Origin of the sequence: Microbacterium sp. UBA3394, assembly GCF_002358725.1 — a bacterium.
Taxonomy (GTDB): Bacteria; Actinomycetota; Actinomycetes; order Actinomycetales; family Microbacteriaceae; genus Microbacterium; species Microbacterium luteum.
In genome coordinates, this window is the sequence record NZ_DEPK01000140.1 from 14,039 (window position 1) to 19,636 (window position 5,598).

Annotated in this window: 4 protein-coding genes; all 4 read right to left on the minus strand. The window is 70.2% G+C overall.

What is annotated here, in order from left to right:
- The coding region (locus B4E30_RS08400; protein ID WP_286794692.1) for a proton-conducting transporter membrane subunit at window positions 1-1,046 on the minus strand (1,046 nt) is incomplete at its 3' end.
- Entirely contained in the window at window positions 1,043-1,600 is a 558-nt protein-coding gene (locus B4E30_RS08405; protein ID WP_286794694.1) for a Na(+)/H(+) antiporter subunit C, read from the minus strand. The genes B4E30_RS08400 and B4E30_RS08405, both read right to left, overlap by 4 nt.
- The gene (locus B4E30_RS08410) at window positions 1,597-4,527 is read right to left on the minus strand and encodes a Na+/H+ antiporter subunit A (protein ID WP_286794696.1); all 2,931 of its coding nucleotides are present in this window, start codon (window positions 4,525-4,527) and stop codon (window positions 1,597-1,599) included. Before B4E30_RS08410 ends, B4E30_RS08405 begins: the two co-directional genes overlap by 4 nt.
- Window positions 4,528-4,668: 141 nt before the next feature.
- Window positions 4,669-5,598: substrate-binding domain-containing protein (locus tag B4E30_RS08415; RefSeq protein WP_286794698.1), on the minus strand; the 930-nt coding region annotated here is incomplete at its 5' end.

Below are 5,598 nucleotides of genomic sequence, written 5' to 3' on the forward strand. Positions count from 1 at the left end.
ACGAGGCCGACGGCGAGGAACAGCGTGGTCTGCACCACGATGTGGTGGACCATGTAGTAGATCGTCGCGCCGATCGACAGCGGTGTCGCGATCGCGAGTCCGAACACCATGTATCCGATGTGGCTGACGAGCGTGAACGACAGGATGCGCTTCAGCTCGGCCTGGGCGAGGGCGCCGAGGATGCCGACGATCATCGTCGCCAGCGCCGCGATCAGCAGCAGCAGGTTGAGGTCGTTGTCGAGGAACAGCTGCGACTCGGTGCGGATCATCGCGTAGACGCCGACCTTGGTGAGGAGCCCGGCGAACACCGCCGTCACCGGGGCGGGAGCGGTCGGGTACGAGTCGGGGAGCCAGAACGACAGGGGGAAGACGGCGGCCTTGATCGCGAAGGCGAGGAGCAGGAGCAGGTGGAGCACCGTCTGCGTCTCCTGCGGCAGCTCCCCCATCCGCTCGGCGATCTGCACCATGTTCACGGTGCCGAGCGCGCCGTAGATCATCGCGATCGCGGCGAGGAAGAGGATGGAGGACACCAGCGACACGACGATGTAGACGACGCCGGTGCGGATGCGGGATTCCGTGCTGCCCAGCGTGATCAGCACGTACGAGGCCACCAGCAGGATCTCGAAGCTGACGTAGAGGTTGAACAGGTCGCCGGCGATGAACGCGTTGAAGATGCCGGCGGCGAGGATCAGGTACGACGGGTGGAAGATCGACACCGGGGTGTCGTCGTCGCCGTCCGCCGCGCCCTGACCGACCGAGAAGAGCAGAACGGCCAGCAGCACGATGCTCGAGACGACGATGAGCAGCGCCGACAGCCGGTCGACGTAGAGCACGATCCCGAAGGGGATGGGCCAGCCGCCCACCGAGACCGCGAGCGGGTTGCCGCCGATGTCGACGACGACCAGCAGCACCGCCGCGATCGCGCACACCACCGTGAGCGTGACAACCGAGACCCCCACCTGCACGCGACGATGCTTTCCCGCGATGAGCGCGATCGCCGCGCCGAGGAGCGGCAGCGTGACCAGGAGCGGAACGAGGGCGATCATGCGCCGTCCTCGCTCTCGGATGCCCGCGACGTGTCGGCGGGGCCGCGCCGCGGGCGATCGACGGGGGCGTCGTCGCGCACGCCCGGGAAGTCGCGGCTGTGCACGACGCGGATGGGTGAGGTCGCGGTGCCGATGAAGTCGGTCGTGGCGTCGTCGTCTTCGAGCTCGGTCTCGTCGTCCATGACCTCTTCGGCCTCGGCGTCGCGGGCCCGCACGGCGAGGTCGGCCTCGTCGTCCTGCACCGTGTCGGCCTGTCCGAGCTGCCAGGAGCGGTAGATGAGGGCGAGCAGGAAGGCCGAGATCGCGAACGTGATGACGATGGCCGTCAGCGTGAGGGCTTGAGGGAGGGGATCCGACATCTGGTCGGCCTCGCCCGCGCCGTAGAACGGGGCGATCCCGGGCTGGCCGATGACGATCAGCAGCAGAAGATTCGCCGCGTTGCCCAGCAGCAGGAACCCGATGAGCACACGTGTGAGGCTGCGCTCGAGCATGGCGTAGACGCCGCAGGCGAAGAGCACGGCCATGATGACGATGAGGACGAGCGAGACGGTCACCGGACGCTCACCGCCTCGCTGCGCTGGGCGGTGGCCTGCCGGTCGACCTCGGCGCCGAGGCTGCGGAGCACATCCAGCACGAGCCCGACGACGACGAGATAGACCCCCACGTCGAACAGCGTCGAGGTGACGAACTCGACGTGACCGAGCAGCTCGGTCTCGGCCTCGATGAACCAGCGGGTCAGCGGCGGCGCACTGAACAGCAGGGGCAGGATCGCGCACCCGACCGCGATGGTCATGCCGATGCCCAGCAGGCGTCCGGCGTCGGTCGGAGCGGCGGCGCCGAGTTCGTACCGTCCACCCGCGACGTATCGCATGACGAGGGCCATGCCCGCGACGAGCCCGCCCGCGAAGCCGCCGCCGGGCAGGTTGTGCCCCGCGAAGAGCAGGTACAGCGACACGATGATGATCGTGTGGAAGAGGATGCGGACGACGACCTCGAGCATCATCGAGCGGTTCTCCGCCCGCACGCGCGTGCCGCCGAGCAGCCAGGCCAGGCGGCGGCCCTCGGAGCTGTCGGTGCGGGGCTTCACGCCCTCGTCCGTCTCGATGAGGGGCTGGCGCCGCGCGTCCAGGCGCGGCAGCGGCTCGGTGAACTCCGACAGCGTGTCGGAGCGATGGGTGACGAAGACGAGCGAGGCGACACCTGTCGCCGCGAGCACGAGCACCGTGAGTTCGCCCATGGTGTCCCACCCGCGGATGTCGACCAGCGCCACGTTGACGACGTTGCGACCGTGCCCGATGTCGTAGGCCAGGTCGGGCCACGCGCGGGAGATCGGGTCGGCCACGCGCGACGCTGTGGCGACGATCGCGATCGCGGCCATCGTCACGCCCACCCCGGCAGCGAGCACGGCGCGCGCGATCGGCCGGACCGAGGCGTTGTGCTGCCCCAGACGCGAAGGGATGCGGCGCAGCACGAGCGCGAAGGCGACGAGGGTGACCGTCTCGACGAGGATCTGCGTGAGGGCGAGGTCGGGCGCACCGCTCGAGGCGAACAGGAGCGCCATGCCGAAGCCGGTGACCGATACGAGCGCGACCCCGGTGAAGCGCTTGCGGGCACGGACCGCGATCAGCCCCGCGATGATCATGACGGGCGCGACGAGCAGCTGCACGGGGGTCTGGAACGCGTCGAGCTCCGCCTGCCACTCCGATCCGGCGAACAGCGCCACCGCCTCACCGACCACCAGTACGACGAAGATGGTGCCGACGTAGATCGGGAGCGAGCCCCGCTGCGTGAGGCTCGTGACCTCCACCGACAGCCGTGCCACGCCGCGGAGCGCGGCGTTGTAGACATCCGGCGCGCTGAACGGCAGCATCCGCGAGCCCCACGGTCGGCGCTTCGTGCTCCAGAACACCGCGGCGCCGAGGGCGAGCGTGCCGAGCGAGATGAACAGCGCCGGCTCGAGCCCGTGCCACAGTTCGAGATGGTAGGTCTCCTCGGGGGCGACGAGACCCGGGGCGGCCGCCGGCGCGGTGTCGGCGTAGGGGGCGAGTACGGCGTCGAGGAGGGGGGAGGCGAACCCCGCCACGACGGTGAGCACGGCCAGCACGACCGGCACGGCGACGAATCCGATCGGCGGGCGGGGCCACTCGACGGGCGTGAGCGCGTCGCCCTCGGCGTCGCGCTTGGTCCAGAACGCTCCCCAGATGAAGCGGATGCCGTAGGCGACCGTGAACACCGAGCCGAGCGTGACGCCGGCCAGCGCGATGATCGCGAAGGGGGCGCCCTGCAGGGCATCGTGCAGCAGCGCGGTCAGCGCGGCCTCCTTGGCGACGAAGCCGAGGGTCGGGATCACGCCTGCCATCGAGGCGATCGTGACGATGCTGACCGTCGCGAGCACGGGCGTCTGACGTCCGAGTCCGCTGATCTCGCGGATGTCGCGGGTGGACAGCTGGTGGTCGATGATGCCGACGACCAAGAACAGCGCCGACTTGAACAGCGCGTGCGCGAGCAGCAGGGCGAGACCGGCGAGGATCGCGTCGCGCGTGCCGTATCCGAGGACGACGGTGAGGAAGCCGAGCTGACTGACGGTTCCGAAGGCGAGGATGCGCTTGAGGTCGGTCTCGCGGAGCGCCTGGAATCCGCCGAGGAGCATCGTGAAGACGCCGAGTCCGATGACGATCGGCTGCCACACGGGTGAGAACGCGAAAACGGGCGCGAAGCGGGCGATGAGATAGATGCCCGCCTTCACCATCGCCGCGGCGTGGAGATAGGCGCTGACGGGCGTGGGGGCGGCCATCGCGCCCGGCAGCCAGAAGTGGAAGGGGAAGATCGCCGACTTCGACAGGGCGCCCACGAGGAGCATGACGACCGCGGCGTCGACGATCGGCCCCGTCGGGGCCTCGGCGAGGATGGTCGAGATGCTCGATGTGCCGGCATCGACCACGAGCAGCACGACGCCGATGAGCATGACGAGACCGCCCAGCGTGGTCACGAGCAGCGCCTGCAGGGCCGCGCGGCGGCTGGACGCACGCCGGTTGTAGTACCCGATCAGCAGGTACGACAGCACGCTCGTGACCTCCCACAGCATCACGAGCACCACGAGATCGTCCGTGAGGACCAGCCCGTACATCGCTCCCGCGAAGGCGAGCAGCACGGCGCTGAACTGCCCGAGCCCGGAACCGCCGTCGGCGAAGTACCACCGGCAGTAGACCAGCACGAGGGCACCGATGCCGGTGACGACGAGGGTCATCAGCCACGACAGCGTGTCCATGCGCATGGACAGGTCGACACCGAGCGGCGGGATCCACGCGACGGATTCGAACGGGATCTCCCCCGACATGACCGGCACGGTCTGCGCGGCGGCCTGCACGAACGCGGCGGTCGGGAGCACCGCGGCGATGAGGAACGCGCGCGCCCCGAGGCGGTGTACCAGCCACGGCATCACCAGCGGGACGACGGCGAACGCGGCAAGGAGGACCAGCATGGCGGCCTCCTCGAAAGTCGTCAGCCGGGAACGGTGATCACCGTCGGCTCGGGCGATAGGGGGTCTGTGCGTCCACTCTACCGGGAGGGAAGGCGCGCGTGGCCTCGTCGAGCTGCCGACGTTGCACGCCCGTCGACCAGCTCAATCGCGGAACGCCGCCGGCTCGGCCGTGGTATTCCCGACGCGGAATTCGCACGTGAACGTGATCGTCGGCGGCGGTGCGTCCTCGAGCATCGCGGCGACCGCGCGACCGGCGGCACGGCCCTTCTCCAGCGCAGGCTGCACGAGTGTCGTGAGCTCATGGGGCGCCAGACCGTCCACGGCGACGCCGTCGAACCCCGTCACGCTGAGGTCGAAGGGCACGCGGAGCCCCAGGTCTTCGGCCGCCCGCACCGCGCCGGCGGCGAGCAGGTCGCTCTGCGCGATGATGGCCGTGGGGCGGCGATCGGGGGGTACGTTCAGGATGTCGCGGACGGCATGGAAGCCCTCGTCCATCGAGCTGGCCGCCGCGGCGTACACCGACGCGTCGGGGAACACATCCCACGCGCCGGCAAGGCGGTCGCGCGTGACGTCGACCTCGACCGGCTCGTCGGCGGCGACCCATCCGCGCGGACGCTGAGACCGCGTGGGAAGCGAGAGCACCACGACGCGGCGGTGACCGAGCGAGCGCAGGTGACTGGCGGCCTGACGCTGCGCGTCGCGGTTGTCGAGCATGATGCGCGGCACGCTCTCGCCCGCGTCGCCCTCGATCACGACCACGGGGAGGCCGCGGGCGGTCACGGTCGCAAGGGATTCGCGCAGCATCCCGCTGCAGCCGATCAGCACGGCGGCATCGATCGGCGCCGTCGTCAGCGACGGGCCGGCGCCGGAGGGATCGTGGTCGCGGAGCAGCAGCAGGCCCGCGCCGAGGGGCGCGACCTCGTCGGTGAGCCCATCCATCATGAGGGTCTTCACCGGGTCGAGGAAGGCGGTGCCGAGGTGCTCCTCGAACACCACCGCGACGATGCCGCTGCGCCCGCGCCGCAGGGAGGCCGCGCGGGGGTCGGGTCCGGCGTAGCCGAGGCGGGCTGC

Bases quoted from the DNA above. Each gene is read 5' to 3' on its own strand.
- B4E30_RS08410 (WP_286794696.1), bottom strand. From the start codon at position 4,527: ATGCTGGTCCTCCTTGCCGCGTTCGCCGTCGTCCCGCTGGTGATGCCG.